Source organism: Candidatus Amarolinea dominans, assembly GCF_016704685.1.
In the GTDB taxonomy this organism is placed as follows: domain Bacteria; phylum Chloroflexota; class Anaerolineae; order SSC4; family Amarolineaceae; genus Amarolinea; species Amarolinea dominans.
Genome location: NZ_JADIZS010000009.1, coordinates 167,697 through 190,285 on the forward strand (window position 1 = coordinate 167,697; position 22,589 = coordinate 190,285).

Annotated in this window: 13 protein-coding genes; all 13 read left to right on the forward strand. The window is 59.0% G+C overall.

What is annotated here, in order from left to right:
- The first annotated feature begins 3 nt into the window (after positions 1-3).
- The 13 genes from IPF85_RS07395 to IPF85_RS07455 all read left to right on the forward strand — a co-directional run bounded on the left by IPF85_RS07395 (position 4) and on the right by IPF85_RS07455 (position 22,582).
- A complete protein-coding gene (locus IPF85_RS07395) occupies positions 4-156 on the forward strand; it encodes a hypothetical protein (RefSeq protein ID WP_343407429.1) in 153 nt (50 codons plus the stop codon).
- A 737-nt stretch (positions 157-893) separates the two neighbouring features.
- Complete coding sequence (locus IPF85_RS07400) at positions 894-3,431, forward strand: DEAD/DEAH box helicase family protein (protein WP_343407430.1); 2,538 nt, start codon at positions 894-896, stop codon at positions 3,429-3,431.
- Between the two features lie 378 nt (positions 3,432-3,809).
- Positions 3,810-4,487: a hypothetical protein gene (locus IPF85_RS07405; RefSeq protein WP_343407431.1), complete on the forward strand. Its 678-nt coding sequence runs from the start codon at positions 3,810-3,812 to the stop codon at positions 4,485-4,487.
- Positions 4,488-4,735: 248 nt separating this feature from the next.
- Complete coding sequence (locus IPF85_RS07410) at positions 4,736-5,062, forward strand: cupin domain-containing protein (RefSeq protein ID WP_343407432.1); 327 nt, start codon at positions 4,736-4,738, stop codon at positions 5,060-5,062.
- Positions 5,063-5,174: 112 nt separating this feature from the next.
- Entirely contained in the window at positions 5,175-6,020 is an 846-nt protein-coding gene (locus IPF85_RS07415) for a DegV family protein (RefSeq protein ID WP_343407433.1), read from the forward strand.
- A gap of 3 nt (positions 6,021-6,023) precedes the next feature.
- A complete protein-coding gene (locus IPF85_RS07420) occupies positions 6,024-6,353 on the forward strand; it encodes a DUF1475 family protein (protein ID WP_343407434.1) in 330 nt (109 codons plus the stop codon).
- Positions 6,343-7,017, forward strand: a complete 675-nt coding sequence (locus IPF85_RS07425; protein ID WP_343407435.1) for a DUF3159 domain-containing protein — start codon at positions 6,343-6,345, stop codon at positions 7,015-7,017. The genes IPF85_RS07420 and IPF85_RS07425 overlap by 11 nt, the downstream gene beginning before the upstream one ends.
- Positions 7,018-7,055: 38 nt before the next feature.
- Entirely contained in the window at positions 7,056-7,928 is an 873-nt protein-coding gene (locus IPF85_RS07430; RefSeq protein WP_343407436.1) for a DUF1295 domain-containing protein, read from the forward strand.
- Between the two features lie 113 nt (positions 7,929-8,041).
- On the forward strand, positions 8,042-8,659 hold the full coding sequence (locus tag IPF85_RS07435) for a DUF1003 domain-containing protein (RefSeq protein WP_343407437.1): 618 nt from the start codon (positions 8,042-8,044) through the stop codon (positions 8,657-8,659).
- A gap of 601 nt (positions 8,660-9,260) precedes the next feature.
- Positions 9,261-10,478 (forward strand): hypothetical protein, encoded by a 1,218-nt coding sequence (locus tag IPF85_RS07440; RefSeq protein WP_343407438.1) that lies wholly within the window; start codon positions 9,261-9,263, stop codon positions 10,476-10,478.
- Positions 10,479-10,762: 284 nt separating this feature from the next.
- Positions 10,763-15,604 (forward strand): hypothetical protein, encoded by a 4,842-nt coding sequence (locus tag IPF85_RS07445; protein ID WP_343407439.1) that lies wholly within the window; start codon positions 10,763-10,765, stop codon positions 15,602-15,604.
- Positions 15,605-15,682: 78 nt separating this feature from the next.
- Positions 15,683-20,575, forward strand: coding sequence for a LamG-like jellyroll fold domain-containing protein (locus IPF85_RS07450; protein WP_343407440.1), 4,893 nt, complete (start codon positions 15,683-15,685; stop codon positions 20,573-20,575).
- A 129-nt stretch (positions 20,576-20,704) separates the two neighbouring features.
- Positions 20,705-22,582, forward strand: coding sequence for an ATP-binding protein (locus IPF85_RS07455; protein WP_343407441.1), 1,878 nt, complete (start codon positions 20,705-20,707; stop codon positions 22,580-22,582).
- Positions 22,583-22,589: the final 7 nt, after the last annotated feature.

Consider the following 22,589-nt stretch of genomic DNA (forward strand, 5'->3'; position numbering starts at 1 on the left):
CCCATGACGCCGCTGGAGAAGTTCTACACGGACGATCCTCGCTGGCACGAAAAGATCGGCGACATCCACGCCCTGCTTGAGCGCGTCAAGATCAGCGAGGAGCAGTCCGGCCCTGTAAATATCGGGCACCGGGTAGTCGGCGAGGGGCCGCAATGAGCAAACCCACCTCGATCGACGAGGCACACGGTCACGGGCCTTCTCAAGGTGGGGGCAGGCCAGGTGCTTTCGTCCAGAAGAGGTGAGCTATGACCGCGCAGACTGACTGGAAGCCCAGGCATGACCGACTCACTCCAGCAAAGCGAGGGGCCAGCACTATCTGGCGGCTTGCCGACGGCGTGATGAAGAAACGTCCCGGCACCTCAGTCCAGCTCACGTCAGAAGACTCCAACCACTGGCGGTCAAGCCTGGGCGCACCTTGCTCATCAAAGATCCGCTGGGCAAATTCTAATGCGCATCCCGCAAGATCGATGGTAACGGCAGACATCAGGCGGCTGAGCAGAGCTGTCTTTCCAGACGAATCCGCTGGGCGCGGACGCCAAACCTCTCAGCCAAACTGGCGTAGGACATACACCGGCGCTGCAGGATTCGCACCGGCGAGCGTGGTTTTCCGGTCCATAAGCTTCCTGGTCGATGGCCAGTTCATTCGCTGGAATACCACGATGTGGCAGCAAGACCTCTGAACACCGCCCCTGTGTTGTCGAAATATCCGGTGAAAATCGGCGATCTTGCCAAGCGCGGAGATGCCGCTGACGCCAACTGTCCGCCAGGGAGCCTGGCGGCCCTGTTGCAAGGCAGGAACCGATTGGGAACGCCATCTCAAACACCGCGAACAAGGGCCGGCTGCAACCGCATTCCGACAAGGCTGTCTGCCCTAAGGAGTCATGAGGGCCGCAATGAGCAAACCCCTTGACACCTCGCCCCAAAGCCCGCCAAGCCCGCCGCCACACATCTACGCCTACGCCATTGACGACGCAGCGCACGCGGGTCTGCTCAAGGTGGGCCAGACCACGCGCGACGTGAAGCAGCGCGTGGCCGAGCAGCTCAAGACTGCCGCCATCAAGAACTACCGGATCGAACTCGATGAGTCCGCCGAGCGGGACGACGGCGCCCTTTTCACCGACCACGACGTGCGTGCGGCGCTCGCCAAGAAGGGTTTCGGGAAGAACGCGCTGGAATGGATGCGCTGCTCGGTGGCGGACGTGCAGACCGTGCTGGTCGAACTGCGCACCGGCCAGCGCTTCACCGGCACGCATCACTTGGACTTCACCATGCGCCGCGAGCAGGCCGAGGCCGTCAGCAAGACCCACGCCTACTTCCACTCCATCTGGCAGGAGGATATGCACGCGGTCCCGCGCTTCCTGTGGAATGCAAAGATGCGCTTCGGCAAGACCTTCACCGCCTACCAGCTCGCCAGGAAACTCGGCGCCAAACGCGTGCTCGTGGTCACCTTCAAGCCCGCCGTGGAGGATGCGTGGCAGACCGACCTGGAATCCCACGTGGACTTCGACGGCTGGCAGTACCTCTCGCGCAGCTCCGGCAGCGACCCGACGCAGATTGACCGCAGGAAGCCCGTCGTCTATTTCAGCTCTTTTCAGGATTTGCTGGGCCGGGATGACGCGGGAAACATCAAGCCCAAGAACGAATGGCTCCACACGGTGAATTGGGATCTCGTGGTCTTCGACGAATACCATTTCGGTGCTTGGCGTGACACCGCCAAGGAACTCTTCGAGGGTGAAGAGAACACTGTCGCCTTGAAGGAAACCCGGCTGGAGTATGGCCGCGACCTCGGTGACGTGAACGAAGACATCAGCGAACTCTCGGCGAAGGAAGCCGAATTCCTACCCATCACGACCTCGGCGTACCTCTACCTCTCCGGCACCCCGTTCAGGGCGCTGGCTACGGGCGAGTTCATTGAGGAGCAGATTTTCAACTGGACGTATACCGACGAACAGCGCGCCAAGGAGGATTTTGCGACCAGACGCCCGGGCAAGCCGAATCCCTACGCCGCCTTGCCGCAAATGCGCCTGCTCACCTACCAGATGCCGGACGAGCTGCTGGCCATCGCCAGCGCCGGCGAGTTCAACGAGTTCGATCTAAACGCGTTCTTCGAGGCGACGGGCAGGGGCGCGCAGGCGCAGTTCAAGCACAAAGACGACGTGCAGAAGTGGCTGGACATCATCCGCGGCGGCTACGCGCTCAAATCGGTTGAATATCTGAAGACGGGCACGCGGCCGCCGTTTCCCTATTCGGATGTGCGCCTGCTACCCTACCTGCAGCACTCGTTCTGGTTCCTGCCTAACGTCGCGGCCTGTTACGCCATGGCCAACCTGATGGCCGAGAAACACAACACCTTCTGGCATGACTATGAGATGGTCGTCACCGCAGGCAGTTCGGCGGGTATTGGGTTGAATGCGCTGCCGCCTGTGCGCAAGGCCATCGGGAGTGGTTTTGAAACCAAGACCATCACGCTCTCCTGCGGCAAGCTCACCACCGGCGTCACCGTGCCCCAATGGTCCTCGATCTTGATGCTGCGCAACCTCAAGTCGCCGGAGACCTACTTTCAGGCCGCGTTCCGCGTGCAGTCGCCGTGGTCCATCAAGAATCCCAACGGCGACAACCCGCACGAGGAAGAGATTCTCAAGCCCGCCTGCTTTGTGTTCGACTTTGCGCCCACGCGCGCGCTGCGGCAGCTCTCGGAGTACGGCATCGGCCTGTCGCCCAGCGAGCCGAACCCGGAGAACGCAGTCAAAGACCTCGTATCGTTCCTGCCCGTGCTGGCCTACGACGGCGCGAACATGACGCAGATTGACGCGGGCGGCATTCTCGACATCGCCATGGCCGGCACCTCGGCCACGCTGCTGGCCCGCAAGTGGGAGAGCGCGCTGCTCGTCAACGTGGACAACGACACCCTGCGCCGCATCCTGGACAACCCCGAGGCGATGGCCGCGGTTGGGCGCATCGAAGGCTGGCGCGCTCTGGGCGACAACATCATCGAGACCATCATCAACAAGAGCGGGAAGGTGAAGGAGCTTAAGAACAAGGCCAAAAAGACAGACCTGACGGGCACGGAGAAGAAGGAGCTGAGCGACGAGGAGAAGGAGTACAAGTCCAAGCGCAAGCTGGTCCAGGAAAAGCTGATCAAGTTCGCCACGCGGATTCCAGCGTTTATGTACCTCACCGACTTCCGTGAGAACACGCTACAGGATGTCATTACCAAGCTGGAACCGGATCTGTTCCTGACTGTCACCGGCCTGACAGTCAAGGACTTCCACCTGCTGGTACAACTCAAGGTGTTCAACACCGAGCAGATGAACCAGGCCGTCTTCGCGTTCCGGCGCTACGAAGACGCGTCGCTCCGCTACACCGGCATAGACAGCCATCCAGGGCTGACCCATTACGGGCTGTATGACACTGTGGTGGCGAGGGAGTGAAAACGCCGAAGAGTACGCGCTGACGTAGTGCATCGGTAGCATGAGCGTACGCACTTGCGGGCTAACAATCGGTTCCAGCGGACAGGCCGCTGAACCGGAGCGTTATTGGGCGGCTCTGCTGGAGAGCGGAGATTGGAGACCGGAGATTGGAGACCGAAGACCGGAGACCGGAGACCGGAGATTGGAGACCGTGGACCGGAGATTGGAGACCGGAGATTGGAGACCGCAGAACTCTCGCCTTCCACACACCTGATCTCTGATCTTTGATTGGAGACCGGTTGGCGTTGGGCGGCAGCGGCAAGGTAATTGATCTTCCTTGTCTCGATTGAGCTGTGGCGAATCGCGGTAATGGCAGGAACTATTGTGATCGGAGGAAACGTGGCTAAACATACTCGAGTGACACTGGAAATCGGCCCGAAAGGCAAGAAGGTGGTGGCGGTAGCACCTGATTGGCCCGGCCTCGAACGCGGGGCGAAGACCGGGGAGGACGCAATCGAAAGGCTACGTTCCTATATTCCGCGATATTCACAGGTGGCAAAGCTAGCTGAAATGGACGCGGAGTTTGACGCCATCACGAACGTCGACGTGGTCGAGCAGTATTCAGGAACGGGCTCAACTGACTTCTGGGGCATCTCGTTCGCGTTTTCGAGCATCGACAAGCAAGGCATGTCGGGTGACGAATTGGAACGTGAACTGACGCTGATGCAGGCGTGCTGGGCGTTTTTCGACGATGTGCGCAGGCGGGTGTCGGCTGAGATGCAGAAGGGTCCGCGAGGGGGAGGGCGTGATCGGGACCGCATCGTCGGTCATATCTTTGCCAACGAGCAGGACTGGGCGAAGGGGCTTGGCGTACACACCCCCGACGGTGCGATGCTGACGGGCGAGGGGCTGAAAGCGCATCGCGATGCCTATTGCCACGCAATCCGGGACTACCACTCACAGGGTAAATTGGCCGGCAAGTGGCCGCTGCGGTACCTGATACGGCACACCGCCTTTCACACGCTCGATCATGCCTGGGAAATGGAAGACAAGGATCTGACTGCCAAACAAGCGTGAGGTGCCGCCCAACATTCCGTACACCGACCGGGGAGGAGGGGGGCGCAAGCAAAAAAAACAGAGTGTTTGTTGAGCTTTTGGGACGAGCCATTCATGGCCCGGACAGTCGAGAGAAACGTGCCAAGACGCTTTTTTCACATTCAAGGCCATTCAGAACTTGTTACGCGTCTTGTTGAACTGGAACGGAACTATCGGCTTGCCGATCAGACGAGCAAGTAAGTTTTCTCACACCGAAAGGAGTTTGTTTCATGTTATCCATTCCGCTACATGACAACTTGATCTTTCACGACAAGGACCCCTATGCTGAGCCTCTTTTTGTTGATAAGGATGGTCGCATCTTGCGATTTGCACTAAAGCCCGGGCAGTCAGTGCAAGAGCATGTGGCCCCACACTCGCCAGTGTATATCGTCGTTCTTAAGGGAGTCGGAGTGTTTTCGGGTGGCGATAATCGGGAGCAACGCAGCGGGCCTGGCACGCTGTTGGTTTTTAGCGTGGGGGAAGCACACGCAATTCGGGCAGAAGATGAAGAGCTGGTTTTCGTGACATTCCTACACGGCGCCCCCGGAGCGCAGTAACACGAGAAGGTTCGCGCCCAACCCGTGCATGCAGGCGCGGGTTGGGCGCCGCGCCTGATGCCCACCGTTGGGCGGTTTTGCTGGAGCAAATTAGCAAAGTCGAGCGAGATTAATGGAAAAGATGACCATACGCATTGTCACTGATAGCACTTGTGATCTACCCAATAGGACTGTCAGCCAACATTCCATCACTGTCATTCCGTTAACGATTAACGTGGGCGCTAAATCTTTTATGGATGGTGTTGACCTGACGCGCAGTGAGTTCTATGCCCAATTACCGAATTTCAATCCACATCCCAAAACAGCCGCTCCTGGTCCAGAAGTTTTTACGCAAGCCTTCGGGCGTCTGGCAGACGACGGCGCGCAAGCCATTCTGTCCATTCACATCTCGGAAACGTTGAGCGCCACCGTCAACTCGGCGCGCATCGCTGCAGAGCAGTTCAAGCGCATCCCCGTCACCGTACTGGATTCGGGTCAACTCAGCCTCGGGCTGGGATTCATCGTCGAGCACGCCGCGCAATTGGCGGGGTCAGGAAAAGAAGCGCAGGAAATTAACTCCGCCTTGAATAATCTGATGAAGCGCACCCACGTCTTCGCCTCGCTAAAAACGCTCGAATATCTTCGCCGCAGTGGACGGATGAATTTTGCACTGGCAACGTTCGGCGAACTTTTACAACTCAAGCCTTTGCTTCACATGAACATGGGCCAAGCCACCGCGCACCGCACGCGCACACAAAAGCGTGCTACCGCCCGTCTACTCGAATGGCTGTCGGAACGTGCGCCCTACGAAAAACTCGCCATCCTGCATGCGGGCGTTCAGGAAGAAGCCGAAGCCTTGCATCAGCAGGCGCTTTCCTATTTTCCGCAAGGCGAAGTTCTCATTGCGCAAATCACGCCTGTCCTCGGCGCGCATCTCGGCATCGGCGCGCTCGGATTTGCCTGCGTCTCAAAGGAGTAATTCATGAAACTCGCAAAACTCATTTCCATTCTCGGCATACTTGCCATGACCGCCGTGCTCGTCAACGGCTTCACGCGCGGCGACTTCTTTGGCGAAGGCAGTCAACTCTTTGCCATGCCGTGGGGCATCGTCTCACTCGTGGACCTGTACACGGGCTTCATACTGTTCTCGGGCTGGATCATCTATCGCGAAAAATCACTGCTCGTCGCCATTCTGTGGACGATTGCCATGATGACGCTCGGATTCTGGGCGGGTAGTCTGTACGCCTTCATCGCTCTGCAAACCAGCGAAAACGACTGGCGCAAATTCTGGATGGGAAAACATGCCTGGTAAAGCGCGCGAACTGCTGGATGAATTCCGCACGGTTGCGGGGAATGTCGGCCTGCTGGATACGATCCTGCCGTCCATTCTGTTTTTATTGCTGAACGGGTTGGCGGGATTCAATGCCGCGATGATCGGAGCGCTGGGAATGGCCTTGTTGATCGCCGTCCTCCGGCTTCGCCGAAAACAACCGCTAATCTATGCGCTGGCGGGCATGGCAAGTGTTGGGCTGGCAATCACGCTGGCTTACCTGCTCGGCCGTTCCGAAGGCTACTTTCTCCCTAACATTGTCAACAGCGTGCTTATGCTTGCCCTTGCGTTGGTCAGTCTGGCCATCGGCAAGCCGATGGTGGCATGGACGAGTTACCTCGCCCGCCGCTGGCCGCTCGGCTGGTACTGGCATGCCCGCGTCCGCCCTGCCTATGCAGAAGTGACACTGGGCTGGATTGTGTTCTTCTCCCTGCGTCTCTTTTGGCAAGTGACCCTTTTTCAAGGACGCAACGTCAGCCAACTCGCCCTCGTCAACGGGCTGACAGGCTGGCCCGCGACCATCGTTCTGCTCATCGTAAGTTACCTGTACGGAACCTGGCGACTCGCAACGCTGCGCGGCCCCAGTGTGGAGGAATTTCGTAACAACATTCCTGCCCCCTGGCAAGGTCAACGGCGCGGGTTTTAATCTCTATCCAACAAAGACTACTATAAGGACAAAAACTTATGAAAACAACAGATCGCAATGCACTGATCGCATTTCCCATTTTGATATTGGTTGGATTTCTAATCGCTTTAGCGGGCAGTCAAGGTGGGGTTTTGATTTTTGGAGTTCCATTATTTGCTTTGTCAGTCGGGCTGGCCTTTCTGATCCAGTGGCTGGCATTTATTCCCGCCTATTTGCTACAGACTGAAAAATTCTTCGATCTGACGGGGAGCATCACTTATATTTCCGTCATCTCCATTGCCATTACTTTTAGCGCAGGCGCTGATGCCAGATCACTCCTTCTATCGGCCCTTGTAGTCATCTGGGCAATCCGTCTGGGCAGTTTCTTGTTCGGTCGCATCAAGAAAGCAGGAAAGGATGACCGTTTTGACGAGCTAAAACCTTCCTTCATCCGATTCCTAAACGTTTGGACTATCCAGGGCTTGTGGGTAACGTTCACAATGGCTGCTGCGCTGGTCGCCATTACAACAACCACCCGCAAAGAACTGGATGTATTTGCCATTGTCGGTTTTCTGATATGGATTTTCGGCTTTGCTATTGAGGTTATGGCCGACTCCCAAAAAAGTCGCTTCAGCGCAAACCCAGAAAACAAAGGCAAGTTTATTCAAACAGGTTTATGGTCTCGATCTCGCCATCCCAATTACTTGGGTGAGATCATTCTTTGGATCGGCATAGCGGTAATCGCTTTTCCCGTGCTGCAAGGTTGGCAGTGGGTCGCCCTGATTTCTCCTGTTTTCGTCACACTTCTTCTTACTCGTGTCAGTGGAGTTCCATTACTTGAAAATAAGGCGGATAAGAAATGGGGTGGTCAAGAAGATTACGAGTCTTATAAAAAGAGAACGCCAGTATTGATTCCTGGATTGCGATCCTAGTCTACGGCAACAGCCGCCCAACACAGCATGCACCTGACGCGCTCCGCGCGGGTTATGCCGACCGTTGGGCGGCTGCAATGCGGTTATGCAGTAGCTATGGCGGGGAGGTTGCGATGGGAAAGACTGAAGCAAAACGGAAGGACATTCTGATGCAGCAGAGACGCTCGAACCACGAGGAACAAGCCGACCACGCCGGAGACAATCCAGCCCTGTCTAAGGTCATTGAGCGGAACATTCGCACCATTATCGCCCTCCGCCTGAAGGCGGCCAGTGAACGCAGCCTGCAAGACCGGATCGCCGACGCCATCACCTCTTTTTCGGGGCACATGGTGTTTGTGTACGTGCATCTCGTGTGGTTTAGCGTTTGGATTCTTCTCAACACCGGACGGGTCGGGGTGCGTCCTTTCGATCCCTTCCCCTACGGACTGTTGACCATGGTCGTATCCCTGGAAGCGATTTTTCTGGCAACTTTTGTGCTGATCAGCCAGAACCGCCTGAGCCAAGAAGCCGAGCGCCGCGCCGACTTGGATTTGCACATCGGGCTGCTGACTGAACATGAGTTGACACGCGTGTTGCAAATGCTCGATGCCATTCAAGACAAGATGGGCATCGCCAACCATGTAGACAGCGAACTTGCCGACCTGGAAATGGAAACCAAACCTGAAGATGTGCTGGCTGAAATTGAGCGCCTTCTGCGGCGGGCGCTCAGCAGAAACGAGCCCACGGCCTGATCCAAGATCCAACGCACAGCCAGCCGCCCAACCCGGTGCTCCAGGCGACTTGGCTTTCGCGCCCCCTTCGGTCGCGCTCGGTCAAGCGCCTGAGCACCAGCCGTTGGGCCTCGCGCTCGAAGGAAGAAGGCTGCGCAGCAAATGGAACCAGATTTTGTAATCTAAACCACGCCACAAGATGCTGACTCTGACCAACAGATGACAGAGTGATCGCCGCAAGAAAACACATAGGAATATAAACCACATCACGAAATGCTAACTCGCTGCTAGTATCATGCCTGTGTGACGGTTACCCCTTTCTCTTGTAGACGCCGTAACGGAGGCATTGCATGACACTTATGCACTCTTTCAGAAGGAGGTAGCTTCAGATATGCCGCAGTTACCCACAGTTGGACCCGGCCGTCAGTTTGCGGTAAGTCAGCGAGTGGTGCAAACGGCTGACGGGTTACGACCAGACACCCCTCTCCCCCCAGTCAAACAGCAGCCTGTGACAAAGGCGGCAGGCGAAAGGACAGCCTACCCCCTGAAGCGGCGTGTAGAACGCCAAATAGGCCCAGCTACGATCAATCCAAGTCTTTTCAGCAGGTGGCTCACCCAATCGTTGGAAGGGCACCGCTTTGCGCGTCCGGCCGCCGAGGCGAAGCAAGAGAACAAAGAGACAAATGAGCAGGTCAATGAACTACTGAAAGAAGTAACAAAACTTGCCAAAGAAGGGGATGACAGCGGCCCGGGCGAAATTGCCAAGCTGCCAGAGCAAGGAACCGCAGAGTCAACAGCAGCTTTGGGCGAGTTTTTCGACGCCCTGGTTGAGGTGCTAGGAGACCCAACCGACCTCGAACTGATTTCGGCCGTTAAAGACACTGCCGAGGCTGTGGCAGATAGCATTCCCTTCCTGGGAACGATTGTTGCTGGCGTCAAGCTGTTGGCGAAAGGGGTCACATTGGCCATGCTGGCCAAAGAAGCGTATGACGTGAGTAGGGCGAAGGAGAGCAGTTTCTCTCTCCTTGAACACGCGGTATATGGCGGCATTCACTCCTATCAAGCGGAAAAAGGGATTCAAATCGGCAAGGAGATGGCTACGACAGCCGCCACAGGGGCCGCGGCGGCCTTCGGCGCCGGTGGTGTCGTTTCCATCGCTACCAAGTTGGTTGATGTGGTGGTGAAAATCGCCACAGCCATTTACCGCGCCGCCCAGATCAAAAAACTCAACGACCAGATTAAGCAGGGCAGGCCCCTGGGGTTGCAGAACCTGAAAGATACGCCGATCCTCGGACTGCACTTGCCCTGGCTGGCCGGGATGGATGGGCTGACGGTGCTGGGGCTGGCGCCGGTAGGTTGGCAACTGTCGGGTGACAAAGAGGGAATTATGAAGGCGCTCAATGCAGAGGCAGCGGCAGGCAGGTTACGTTCGACCGATTTGGGTTGGTTGACATCCTCCTTGCAATGGAATGACCCGCAGACGCGTTATCGTTCGCCACTCTTGGGCTTCACGCCAGACGGTAAACCGGTGCGATTGGGCGGGGCAGCCGCAGCCGCAGCTTCGCCCCCCACAGAGGCGCAGAACCCGTGGACGAGCGAATTCAAGCGCGTGATTGAGATGCTGAAGTGGACCGACACCTATCTTTATGCCCAGAAGTGGAGGCTCTATGCGAAGGACGGGAAGATCCTTCACGAACCGGCGCCGACTGGGCTACTTGATAGGGCTCAGGAGGCGGTGAAAGAAAAGGTGAAAGCGGCCGTCGGTGCATTGACGCCGCAAGGGGGTTTGCCCGCTGTGCCATCGGGGCGAGGCAGCGCTGTGGGTGGAGGCAAATCATGACTTACGCAACGCAGGCACTCAAGCGGGCGCTTCTCTACGACGAACGCGCTGCAACCCTCCACCTCTCGCTGCATATACCGGAGCTGAATCCGGCGCGCAACGTCCTGCTGGCTGCTTTTGGCAATCACGACGTGCTTCTGGAACAAGTGCATGAAATCGCTCCTCCGGCCGACGCGCCGGCAGGCGTCGCCCTGTTGTGCCTGGCCGGCAAAGCCGATATCTTCAACTATCCAGAACTCGATGTCTATCTGGAGTTCGGCCTCAGGGGCGCCAATCTGCTTACAATGCTGATCCTGGCGCCGCTTCCCGAGCAGTGGAACGTGCGTACTGTATTCGAGAAGCTTCCCGGCGACATTCTGCCCGCGGAGGGCGTCCTCACGCAAGCGACGATCGTCATCAGCTATGGTTTGGCTGCGGTCCCCGACAATCAGATAGTCAATGAATACGATCGGCATAACCCCAACGTTGTCAACATTGCGCGCTACCCGTTACAGAATGGCTTCCAAATCCTGGCCGCAAGCGTGGCTCGGGCGGGAAGCGCAGCCGACGACCAGGTTCTGGAGGAGGCGAGAAGGGCGGGTATCCCGCAAACCCATTTGCCAGAGCCGAACACCTCTCCCAACCGCGTAGAGATTCGCGCCGATGTCAGCGCGGGTTGGCTGGTGCTTGAGCGGTGGTGGGGAGAGCTGCACCCGAACCAGGCTGCGTCGCTGGCAGAAAACGTGCATCCGGCGGGACTGGCGTATCGTTACAGTCTCACTGATCCGAACGATTTCTCCCACTACTGGCTGCTGGCAGTCGGCGCGCCCGACCAGCCCATCATCCTTGAAGCCCATGTTCTCGACAAGGGCATGGTAGGCAAGCCTGATGAGTTCTTCTCTGTGCGCTACACCTCGCGCTTCGCCACCCGCACGCCGCTCAAACAGGCGGGCAAAGCGCTGGCAGCGCTGCTCGGCGAGCAGGTGAGCATCTTCGATGCGCAGGAGCTATCGCTGCCGGACGCCATCACCCTCCTCGGTTTCGCCTACGCACCGGGGGAATGGGTGCAGTGTACCTTCGCCGCCGGCGACTCCACCAGCCAGGATGCGTATCTGGTGCAAGCCGGCCCGCTCGAGCTGCGTGAGGTTGACTTCACCGTCTGGGCGCCGATTGGCAGGTCTGGCGACTCGGCTTCCATCGAACTGGAGGCGACAACCAGTTTCTTCGGCGAGCAGTTCAGGGTGCGTGTGCGGCCCTGGACCCTGATCGAAGGCGGGCTGGACGATCCGGACGGCGTTGACCTCGGCGGCCTGATGGGCAAACTGCTGCCTGCGCCGCTGCCGTTTGGCCTCGACAGCGTGCGGCTGACACAGGCGTGGGTCAGCCATGCCGTGAGCGGACGCGATGGTGAGCAATCCTCCACCGATCTGCATCTGCGTCTCGACGGCAAAGTTGACCTGTTGCCAGGCGTGATCGAACTGGATGAGATCGGCCTCTTTTTCTCAGAGGAGTCGGACGGCGGCAAAAATGCGAGCCTTTCGGCCCAGTTCAAAATGGGTTCAGCGATCGAGATGTCTGCGCTGGCGAGCTATGACGGGGGTGGCTGGGTCTTCCGCGGAGAGGTTGGCGGCGACGGCGACGGGATTCACATCAACGAGCTGATCAACCAGCTCGCGCAACTCTTTGGCGCGACCGTACCGGCTGAGGCGCCGGATGTCACCCTGGACTCTTTCTCCCTTGAATACGCAGCCTCATCGCGATCGCTGACGATCCAGGCTGTCACCGATTGGAAAATCCCCGATGACATACCGGTATTGGCTGGGACCGATAACCGGGTGCTCCTGCAATTGACAATGGCTCGCGCTGGTCAGCAAGGGGAAAGCGAGACGGCGCTTGCCATCGAATGGACCCTGGAAAAAGGCGGGTATGGGCTGGATGCCAATGTGATGTTAGCGAAGGACACGCAGACCTATTCGGTTGATTTCAGCGTCCCGGACCCGAAGCAGCCCGTCACACTCACCGCTCTGACGGACGCCATTGGCTTACCCGATATTCCCAAGCCGGCGGCGGAGGCGCTGGATACGGTATTTCAGGTATCTCATCTGGCGCTAGACTACAGCCGCACCGAAAAGACTTTCTCCGTGGCCTGGTCGCGGCCGCTGGGCCAGGGCATGTTTCTGGCGGAATACAGTCAGTCTGGCGGCAGCCGGCCAGATCAGGCAAGTGATAGTTCCAAAGCTGGCGCAGTCAGCCGGGCGGTGGAAGTATCCTGGCTGGGCAATGATGAGGAGAGCACCCTGGGCATCCAGGATGTCCTGAAACTGGTGGGGCAGGAGCATCTTGAAGATGACCTCAAAGATCTGGCGGGTGATGAAGTCGAACAAATACTTGAAAAGATTGATGAGCTGCTGACCTTCAAGCAATTGGGCTTTGCCTGGCAAGAGAATGATCAACAGAATACCCTGCTCTTCACAGCCTTGTCCAAGTATCGCCAGGCAAAAGCATTTGTTGCGGTGCGCAGCGGCGAGAACGAGGGTCTGGTGGCTGGCATTGCCTTTGCCGACAGCGCTGACGAATCAACTCATTCGAATTCAGAGGATCTCACTTTTCTGCCCGAACCGGTCCACAAGCTCCTCAAGGTCGTTGCGGCAGTATTGGAGCATATCGAACTCACCCACTTGTTGTTCTCGACGGTGAGCAGCAGCGCCTACCAGCCGCCGGCCTTTGCTGCCAGCGCCATGCAGCCCAGCTATGCCCGGCAGGATGCCGGCGCGCCCAGCTTTCCCTTTGGCACTGGCACGATGACGTTGGGCCAGGGGGTATCCGTTGGCGCTCGGGTGAAGTTCGGTCAGCACGATATCGTGCGGCGAGTGATTGATGTTGACGAGCTGGATGGGCAGGTGACGGTTGGCGATGTGGTCGCCCTGCAGGTCTCCATTCCGGGCAGGCTCAAGCTGGATGCCGGGGGGGGCAACAGCCTGGTGCTCACCTCCCCAATGTTGCGGATCAAGGAAAATCTGGAGATCCCGGAAGCCGGGCCGGAATTTGACATCATGGGCGGTCTGGATATTCACTTTGTCGGGCAGCGGCTCCAGATGACTGGCTGGATCGCCCTGGCGGAGGAGTCGCTTACGGGCCATGTGCAAATGACGGAACTCGCTCTGTCTGTTCCGCTCACGCCCATCTACCAGTTGCCCGGTGTGCAACTGGTCATCAACCAGGATAAGCCCCTGTCGCTCGATCTTGGCCTCCAATTCGAGCCGCCCGGTCTGGACCTGGGTCTGACCGGCTCCTTTGCGATTTACAAGGATGACAAGGATCTGGTCTATGGCGACGCAGGCTTTGTCCTTGAGGTTGAGGGAGAAGTCGTCCAGCCGCTTTATGTCGAATTTGGAACAGACGAGCTGAGCATACCGGTTCTGCTGGAGGCCCTCACCGGTGTGCAATACCGGCTGCACCTGGCAGACTCTGCCGCAAAGCTGCTGGCAAAAGGTGCTGAGGCCGCCGAAGAAGTCGCGGACGATGTAGCCGATCAGGTCGGAGGTGACGCGGGGAGTGCTGTCAAGGCTGCGGGCGAGGCCGCGGATAAGGCCGCCAAAGGCGTTTCGGCTGCTGTCGAAGCCGCCGAAAGCGCCCTGGGGCATCTCGAGGCCATCCTTTCTAAAGTCGAGTTTAGAGATGTGCGCATTCACTGGGCCGATAGCATCGTCAACTTGCCGGATGGCGCGACAGTCATGCCCGGCGTCGGGATTCGCGGCGGGTTGCGCATCTTCGATTGGGATGCATTTGCGGTGCTGGATCTGTCAACGCAGGGCATTCCCGGCTTTTCGGGGCATTTGGAGGCTGAAAAGATCGAGATTGGCCGTGTTCTGAAGATCTGGGGAGACGGCCAAGGGATCCACAAGACGCCGAAGACGGCCGATGACTTCAACCAACAGGTGAAAAGCAAGGTGGGCGCGCTGGCAGCCGGCCAGCAGAGGCCGGTCGCCCCAGCCGTTGCCAAGGACGTAGGTGATTGGTTCCTCAAGCCCGGCGGCCCGGTGCTGCACCTCAGCACGCGCAGCGCACCTTTCCTCCACGCCGACCTGCACGCACAGCTTTTCGGCTTCCTGCAAACGGACATTCACGCCGACATCACCGCAGAGGGCTTCGATTTTGATTTCAAGATCGGCGCCGGCAACGAAGTGACCGCCGAATTGGAATGCCACTGGTGGCACCAAGAAGGGAAGCTGGAAGCCCACGGCGATCTGGGCATTCATCTGCACGGCGACATCGGGCCGATCATCCCGCATGTGGCCGCGACCCAATTCCATCTCGATACCGATCTGGACGCCCATGTGGCCCTGATGGTTGACAGCAAGGAATTCAAGCTGACCATCAACGGCAGTTTCGAGTATCAGGGGGCTTCCCTGCACCTGCCGGAACTGGTGTTGGTGGAGGAGTTTAGCACTCTCGAAGCGCTGGCCAAGGCGGCATGGGACCACGTGGTCAACGAGGCAGAGACTATCTTCGAGCAATACCTGGCTCCGATTGGGAAATTCGTCGAAGAGGGCGCCAAGGAAGTGGCGCACGTGGCCGTCGCGGCCGCGAAGGAGGTAGCTGAAGTGGCCTCCGCAGCGGCCAGTGAAGCCAAACAAATCGTGAGCGGTGTGGCGGACACGATGGACAAGGCAGCGGGCGAGATCGGTCAAGACGCTAAAAATCTGGCTGGTGAGGCCGAGAATTTGGCAAAGAATGCCGAGCAAGCGGCGTTGGATGCGACCGGGCCTCTCCTTGAAAAAGTTGCAGACCTGGGCCAGAAAGCGCTGCAATTTGCCGCCGATGCGGCTGCCAGCGTCAAGGCCATCGTCGCAGATGCTGCCGCCCTCGTCAGCGAAGCGGCGCATTATGCCATCCAGGTGGCCGCGGAGGCCGCGCAATGGGTGGCGGGAAAGTTGGACGAAGCCCGCCGCTGGGTTTCCGCCCGTCTGGATCAAGCCAAAGTCCTGCTCAGCCAACTGGCCCACGAGGCGGAAGAGGTGGTGCGGGCCATCGAAGCCGATATTGAGGAAGTTGAACGCCGGATAGAGGAGTTTTTCAGCCGTGCGGCACGTGAGGTAGAGGATACCATCAGCAGCGGCTGGCATGCGGCAACTTCCTGGTTATAAGTTGATCCGTCATGAATTCAAGGTATGACTCCTGCCAAGACCTGAGCAGTTTGGATTCACAGCAGACCGGAGACCATCATGAGTAATACCGACGCTCTACGTTTGCGTCATGAGCACGAAATTGATCTGAGCGGCAAGATGCCCGATCTGTCCAATGGTTATACCATTGAGGCCTGGGTTTGTCCGGCGCCGATGGATGGGGCCATCCGGCTCTATCCACAGCCAAATTATGGCGGTAAGCCCGTGCGTCTGAAAGAAGGCCTGTACAGGAGCATGGCCGGGGATTACCTGCCGCAGCTCGGTTCAGCCAGCCTGCCGGAAGATATCGCTGCCGTCTTCTTCAGCGAGGCGGATTTTCAGGGCGAATCTTTTGCCGTCCGCCAGGATCTGCCGCAGGCGCCTGCCGGTCAGCAGCAGATCGGATCGGTGGTGGTGTTCGATCGCAGTCATCGCCGTCAGAATCACGTGGTTCTGTTTGCGCAAGCGGGCTACCAGGGCAAGGCCCAGGTGCTGATCCTGCCTGATTTCTGGCAGCGGCCAAATGAGAATAACACAAAAGAGAAGACTACGGATCAAAAGCCTGGACTCACACAGGTCGGATCGGCCTGGGTTCCCCCAGGTGCGGCCCTGGAAGTGACTCAGTTGCGCCAGAGTGCCAACCCAGGGTCCAGTTTTAGTTTGAGTCTTCTGGCGCCAAATCTGACCGGCGATCTTCCCCAGGACTGGCCGATTAAGCTTCAACCGTCGAAATCAGTAGACATCCCACCAAACAACATCCTCTTCTTGTTTGAAAAACCGGACTATGTGGGAAAGTCAAGGGTCATTTCAGGGAAGCAAAGCGATCTGTCATCCCCGCCCTGGCCTGTAAGATCGGCCATCTACGTTCAAGCCCCGGATAGTGTGGAGGGGGTTATTGGTATTGGGCCAAAAACCGAGAATTCTTCTGAACGGGAAGTACAACTCCTTCCTGTGGGAACCCGCATGCCTTCTGATTCGGTGCGTTGGCATTTCTGGGTCCCCCCTAACTTCCGCCTGGTTCCAGTTGAAAACGAGGATATTCCAGACAGAATTGGGAACGGCTTGCAGGAGTGTCACGGCAGTACAAGCTACATCGTTAAGCGGGCGAGCGAATCCCAGCAAAGGAAGGACGTGAGCAGGGTTGCGGAAGGGATTCAGCGTGTGGAGCGTCAGCCCGACCAGCCCAAAACACGGGAGGGGCAAGCCATCTATCGCCTGGCGGATGGGCCTTGGGCGAAGTTCAGCGGCTTAGGTCAGACCTGGTTGCAGGATGTCCCGGATTTCAGCATCCTCAATATCCCCAAACGGCGGGCGCTGTTCTTGTTCAGAAAGCCCATCGCCGCGGTGACAGCGGTTGATGATTATGAAGTTCTTACGGATGGGATTTTTGACCTGCGCGCTCTGGGCTGGAAGCCGCAAGCCGCGATATTTATGGATGCACCGCATGGAACCGAAGGGGTTCTGTCACTTTCTCACCATGGGCAGATCATTCCCGTCGAACGAGTCGTGCGGAGCAACATCAATCGTTCAGTATGGGCGCCGCCAGGATTTGAGCTGATCAGAGAGCAGCGGGAATGGGGGCCAGGGTTCCACGAGCATATCGCGGCTTTCGGGCATAGTGTTGCACAGGCTGTGCATTCCACTCTGCGCGGCGATCTGTCACAGCTTCCCGATGGCGTCACCCGCATCGAACCGCGCCGGGATGCCCCACTGGCAGGAACAGAACTGATCTTTACGACGCAGCAGGAGCCATTCCGCCAGCAGACGTTGGCGCCCCAGATCAATGATCCGCGCGCAGCGCTTCCGGCTTTCAAGAGCGTTCGCGTGCCGCAAGGGTCGGTTCTTCGACTGTATCCCAACCACGGGCAGGGCGGAACACCCGTGAATTTGACCGGAAGCCACGACGACCTGAGTGATCTGCCCTGGACGCCGCGCAGCCTTGCCTTCGGCGAAGCGCCATACGGCGAGGATGGCATTATCTATACGGCGCGTGGACGCAGAGCCGCCGTGGCGCCCAATGGCTATCAGATTGGGAAAAAGCTAAATGGCGAGTGGCACTATTATGGACCAGGCTACGTCGCAATCGAAGAACCCGAGGCCTCGTTGGTTGTCTCCTCCTACCATGCCGAGCCGCAGCCGATTGTGCCTGCCGCTTCGGAGCGTGGGGCGGCCGGATCACAAGCGGCCACAGCCCGCATCGGCATCGTGGCAGTGAAGGGCGGGACGACCGGCCTGACGATTATTCGACAGCCCTCCGAGCTGCGCGGCGCAGGCGACGAGCTGCGATTCGGCGGCATGCTGCTGCGACCAGACAGATGGTATCATCTCGCGCTTACGTGGGATGGTACGACCCTGTGCCAGATCCTCGACGGGCGCCAGGTGCAGCAGGCAGATCATTCGGAAAAGGATGCCAACGCCGCTGGGTCGTGGGTTCTGGGCGCGGGCTTCCGCGGCGCTGTTGCGCAAGTGCGGGTGTGGAACAGCGCCCGCACCCTTGCGCAAATTCGCGACGATCGCTATCCATCCACGACCCCGGCCGAGGCGCCGGCCCTGGATCTCTTTGCCCAGGGGTTCGACGCCTGGCAGGCGCCGCCTGATGCCGTCGTCGTCAGCGCCGATCTGCCCGATGCCCCTGCCGATAGCGTGCTGGTCAGGCAGATGCAGCAGCAGGTAGAGGTTGAGCACCATCAAAACATGCAGGCGGCAAGGAAGGCTGCCGCCGCCCAGAGCGCGCTGGCCCGTAAGCAGGCGCAGCGAACAGTGGCGCTGGCCCGGCAGCAGGCGCGTCGCGACATTCATATTCGGGGAATCAAACGACTGGGATTTGTCCTGGGTGGCGCCGAGCGGATCGGCGGTTTGGACTCAATCACCGAACATTATTATCCGACCAACTTGCGGACGACAGATTTGATCCTGGGACCAGACGACAGTTGGTACATCAGTTTGGATGGCGGTCTTTGGCATATCAGAAACCAAAACAATGCAACCGATGCGCCGGACTTGCCGAGTCCGCCTCGAGCGCTCACCTGTGATTTTTCGGGAAATCACACCAAGGCCAAACGCGAGGGCAAGGTCTGGGTTGGCCTCTACTGGATAGAAGCGGACGGGGCCATTTGCCGGGCCTGGATTCCGCCAGGGGAGTCCAAACATGATGAGCGGCAGCAGTTGTTTGGTTTTTTTGTCCCTCTCGGCCGTTCCGGCTATTGGGATATCGCCCTTGATCCGGAAAAACAAATCCTGTATTGGACAAATGGCTGGGAGCTCTATTGGAGCAATGTCGCGGCTGATGAGCCAAAGACGTTCCAGGTTCTGCTGCCGCATGTTGCCTCGCCCTTTCCCATCGCCCTGGCGGTTGCCCCGGATGGCTCGCTGCTCTGGCTGGACGCGGAAGATGAGGTGGTGCGTATGTTGCCCCAAGACAGGATAGAGAAGGCACTGGGGGCCGTCAAGACATTGTACCCAGCACCCAGACCCTCACGCGGACTTGCCGTTTCCCGGTTGGCAGACACGAACAATTCTGGGCAGGAAGCGGCTTTCGTCTATTGGGTCGCGGCCGAACGGAGGACCCTGGAAGTGCCCGTCCTCGATACACCCGGCCGGTACATTGACCTGTACCATGACCTCAAGCATCCCCATTGGCATGGACAGCATGTAGAGATGGTGGCGGTGAATGAATTTGCCGGCGTCCAGTGGACCGCTGCGAGTTTGGGGATGACCCCGGACCAGGTGCAAGGGCAAGGCGGCGATGCAAACAGCAAGGTGTTGTCCTTTGGGGCTGGGCAGAGTTCTGACCCGTTAGCAGCGGGCCAAAGCGCTCAGCTGCCTGGTTCGGACGATGTTCTTACCTTCGAACCTATCCGCTTCAACCTGCAACAAGGTTGGACGGTTTCGGCTGAACTGATCTGGGAAGGAACTGGATCCGATCCTAAGATGCCCATTTGCCTCTACGAACTGGCGACCGATGAGGATGAGGAACGAATTGTCTGCCTGATTGAACCGGATGAGGCAGACAGCCAGACCGGGATCCCGACCCTGCACCTGCGCTGGAACGGGCATGTGCTGACTGGAGAACATAGGGTTCTGTCAGACCGCCGGCTGAGAATCAATGAATTGCACCGTGTCACCTGGATGCTTGCCAGGAGTGGCCTTGTTTCCACGTTTGTTGATGGCGAGAAAGTGGTCGAAGAACAGATCTCCTTGCCTGCTGGCGCAACGGTTTTTGAGAGCCATTCTCTGGGCGCGCCGAATAGCGCCCAAACCCATCAGGAAGTAGCAGGGGCGTTGGTGAATTGTGACGATCCTCAGCGGGTCTTTGCCGGCTTTCACGGGCGCATCGCCCGCTTTGCTGCCTGGAACTGCACCGTGCCGCAAGCTGCGAACGGATGGGAGCATACTCCCGACCCCGACCCGACCTGGGCGCGCAGTCTGGTCACCGTGGAAAGCACACGCCGTTACCTGCACGCCGGCCGCCTTGACGGCAAGGAGCCACCGGTCACGCTGTTTCCGATCGAGATGGATGGCGGCTTGAACATTGAAACGGTGCTGGACCAGGCTCATGCCGAGCTGACCCTCGCCCATGCCCAGAAGGCTGCCGTTGAGGAACAAGCCGCCCATCTCAAAGCGGTGGCCTTGCAGAATGCACACGCGCAATTAGATGCCGCCACCCAGAATCTGGCCGATGCGCAGGCGCAATCGGCGGCCGCTGTGTCTGCCGCGCAAGCGCAGGCGAACCGCGACCAAGCGGATGCTCGCAGCCGAAAGGCCGACGCCGATGCCAGGGCCGAGCGCGACCGGGTCCAGGGCAAGCAGGATGCAGATCAGGCCAGGGCAGACGGCCAGCAGCAAGCGGAGACGATGGAAACCCGCGCTGCCGACGCTAAGCGAAACCGGATCGCCGACGCCAACCGGCGCCGTTCCGATGCGCAAAGCCGGTTAGACGACGCGCGCAGGTAGTATGGCGATCGAGACCGCAACCGTTTGAATGAGCCAATGGATTCCAAGTGTCACAGCACTCGATTTGACAATCCCGTTGACCGAGAGTAAATTGCGCCTGTCTCCCGGGTGAAAAGGGGGCGCATGGTGTTGAAATTACCTCGTATCTCGACGGACCAGCGGGTGGCGCTGCTCTACGCGGCCTTCGGCGGGCTCTGGATCGCGCTGTCGGATCGTATTCTGGCGACGTTGGCGCGCGATGTGGCCGCGCTGACAATCATGCAGACCTACAAGGGCTGGGCCTTTGTGGTCATCAGCGCTGCTTTGATCTATTCGCTGCTCAGGCGCGATCTGGCGCTGCGCAACCGCGCCGAAAACACGCTGCGCGCCAGCGAACGGGCTTATCAAACTCTCGCCAACATCTCTCCAGTTGGCATCTTTCGCGCCGATCCTGACGGCGCCACCACCTACGTCAATCCCATGTGGAGCGAAATCACCGGGCTGTTGCAGGACAAGGCGTTGGGCGACGGCTGGCTGGCGGCGGTCCACCCAGACGATCAAGAGAAGCTGCGCCGGGACTGGCAGGAATCAACGGCGCAGCAGAAACCCTCTTTTTCGGATTATCGGTTTGTGCGGTCAGATGGGACGATGGCCTGGGTGATGGGACAGGCGACGCCTGAGATCGCTGCCGATGGTCAGATCACGGGCTATGTGGGTACGATTACCGACATCACCGAACGCAAACAGCATGAGGAGGCCGTGCGTCGCCGCGCGGAAGAGTTTGCCGCCCTGTACGAGGTTGGGCGTGAGACTACGGCCCAAACCGATCTGCCCCGCCTGCTCGAAACCATCACCCAACAGTCGGCGCGCCTGCTCAAGGCGTCAGATGCGACGATTTACCTGTACGATGCAGCGAAAGACGAGTTGGAACTGGCCGCCGCCAACGTCTACGCGCTGCCGCGCGGTTCACGCTTTCCCGTGAGCCAGGGCATCTCCGGCGCGGTGATTCGCGAGCGCCAGGCGAAGATCGTGGACGACTACCGCACGTGGAGCAGCCGCCGACCCGAATTACAGCATGTTGACCTACGCGCCGTGGCCCTGGTGCCCTTGATTCATCGGGAGGAGATCATCGGTGCGTTGGCTGTCGCTGAAATCGGCAATGACCGCAAGTACACGGCGGCCGACACGCGCCTGTTGGAGCTGCTGGCCTCACAGGCCGCGAGTGCCATTCAGAATGCGCGACTGCGCGCCGAACTGGAGACCTACAACAGGGAACTGGAGGCGCGCGTGGCGCAGCGCACCGAGGAATTGAGCGACGCGCTGCTGCAAGCGCAGGACGCCGACCGGTTGAAGTCGGTTTTTCTGGCCACCATGTCGCATGAACTGCGCACGCCGCTCAACTCGATCATCGGCTTTAGCGGCATTCTCCTGCAGGGGCTGGCGGGGCCGCTCAACGCGGAGCAGAGCAAACAGCTGGGCATGGTGCGCGACAGCGCCCGTCACCTGCTGGCGTTGATCAACGATGTGCTGGACATTTCCAAGATCGAAGCCGGGCAGTTGCGCGTGGAACGCGCGCCGTTTGCCATGCGCAGCGTCATCGAGAGCGCCGTGCGCGCGGTGTCGCCGCTGGCGCAGAAAAAGGGACTGGTGCTCCACCAAGTCATAGCTGCTGAGGTGGGCGACATCAGCAGCGACCGGCGCCGAGTCGAACAAATTCTGCTCAACTTGCTCAGCAACGCGATCAAGTTCACGGAGCAGGGCGGGGTGCGGCTGGAATGCCGGGTGCAGGGAAAGTGGCTGGATACGAGCGTGAGCGACAGCGGCATGGGCATCCGCCCGGAAGACCTGGGCAGACTCTTCGAGCCGTTTCACCAGTTGGAGACCGGGCTGAACCGCCGGCATGAGGGCACCGGGCTGGGCCTGGCGATCTGTAAGAACCTGATGCGCTTGCTGGGCGGTGAAATCCATGTCGAGAGCGAATGGGGCGAGGGCAGCGTCTTCACCTTCATGCTGCCCCTGGACGCGTAAGGAGCCA

Bases quoted from the DNA above. Each gene is read 5' to 3' on its own strand.
- IPF85_RS07395 (WP_343407429.1), top strand. From the start codon at position 4: ATGACGCCGCTGGAGAAGTTCTACACGGACGATCCTCGCTGGCACGAA.
- IPF85_RS07400 (WP_343407430.1), top strand. From the start codon at position 894: ATGAGCAAACCCCTTGACACCTCGCCCCAAAGCCCGCCAAGCCCGCCG.
- IPF85_RS07410 (WP_343407432.1), top strand. From the start codon at position 4,736: ATGTTATCCATTCCGCTACATGACAACTTGATCTTTCACGACAAGGAC.
- IPF85_RS07415 (WP_343407433.1), top strand. From the start codon at position 5,175: ATGGAAAAGATGACCATACGCATTGTCACTGATAGCACTTGTGATCTA.
- IPF85_RS07420 (WP_343407434.1), top strand. From the start codon at position 6,024: ATGAAACTCGCAAAACTCATTTCCATTCTCGGCATACTTGCCATGACC.
- IPF85_RS07425 (WP_343407435.1), top strand. From the start codon at position 6,343: ATGCCTGGTAAAGCGCGCGAACTGCTGGATGAATTCCGCACGGTTGCG.
- IPF85_RS07430 (WP_343407436.1), top strand. From the start codon at position 7,056: ATGAAAACAACAGATCGCAATGCACTGATCGCATTTCCCATTTTGATA.
- IPF85_RS07435 (WP_343407437.1), top strand. From the start codon at position 8,042: ATGGGAAAGACTGAAGCAAAACGGAAGGACATTCTGATGCAGCAGAGA.
- IPF85_RS07445 (WP_343407439.1), top strand. From the start codon at position 10,763: ATGCTGATCCTGGCGCCGCTTCCCGAGCAGTGGAACGTGCGTACTGTA.
- IPF85_RS07450 (WP_343407440.1), top strand. From the start codon at position 15,683: ATGAGTAATACCGACGCTCTACGTTTGCGTCATGAGCACGAAATTGAT.